This window comes from Paraburkholderia sp. Ac-20347, from assembly GCF_017104805.1.
Classification (GTDB): domain Bacteria; phylum Pseudomonadota; class Gammaproteobacteria; order Burkholderiales; family Burkholderiaceae; genus Paraburkholderia; species Paraburkholderia tropica.
In genome coordinates this window covers 1-846 of sequence record NZ_JAAGPN010000634.1, presented here as the reverse complement: position 1 = coordinate 846, position 846 = coordinate 1, and the positions used below count along the sequence as shown (strand labels likewise).

Sequence of the window (846 nt, the reverse complement as noted above, 5' to 3'; positions counted from 1 at the left end):
TATTATACCTGACCATCATGGCTTCAAATTCAGCAGGAAATGCTGTTGTGGTAGGTAAAAGGCTACTGCTTCGCTCGGTAGGGTTTAAATATTCATCAAAAACCCCTCGCTCGTATTTTAGCCATTTTTCTTGTAGAATTTCTGAAAAATAAAGCTGTACAGATTTGGTCTGAAAAAACTTACCTACAATCAAAATTAAGCCCAACCCCAGTAAGAAAAAATCCACTGCTTGTTTAACTTTTTGATAGGCGGAGTCTTTTTCTAACTGCTCAATGGCTCGTTCACGAAATAATGGGCTGTCTTTGGCAACCTTAATCCCAAGTGCTGTTAATACACCTTCATCTAATGTCTTGTCATTATACCCAATGATGACATCCTCAATTTTCTTTTCTTTGTCATTACGATCTTTGATGAGTGTCTCTAATTCTGCTTTATGCTCAAGGATTTCATTTTCCAAATTTTGGGCAATAGGGCCTTTGCCTCGACCTGTACCACGCCCACCACTAATTTCGGTATCCAATTTGACACGCAGGCTATTAATTTTCTCTTTTTTGGCACGAATTTCATCATCAATTTTACCGATGATTTCATTTTTGGCAGACTCAATACTCTGTTCGTATTGTTCAAATTGTTTTTGTTCAATATCGGTTTTAAATAAAATTTGTGTTAAAAATGGTGCGGTAACATACAAAGAGCCAAGAATAATAGCCAAACGGCACACCAAGAATAGATAAATTTTAAGGCTTCTTAAATAATACCAATAACCCTGCACCTTACCCACAAAACCAGAAGACGCTTGAGGCTTTTCAATATTGTGAAGATATGGTAATAGCTGTCTTTATGTTT

The 846-nt window shown here is 36.5% G+C and carries 1 protein-coding gene; it reads right to left on the bottom strand.

Translation table 11 applies throughout. The features are described from left to right. Positions 1 to 712, bottom strand: a 712-nt coding sequence (locus G3N97_RS39135) for a DUF4407 domain-containing protein (protein WP_205998044.1), incomplete at its 3' end; no start/stop codon positions are given. Positions 713 to 846 lie beyond the last annotated feature (134 nt).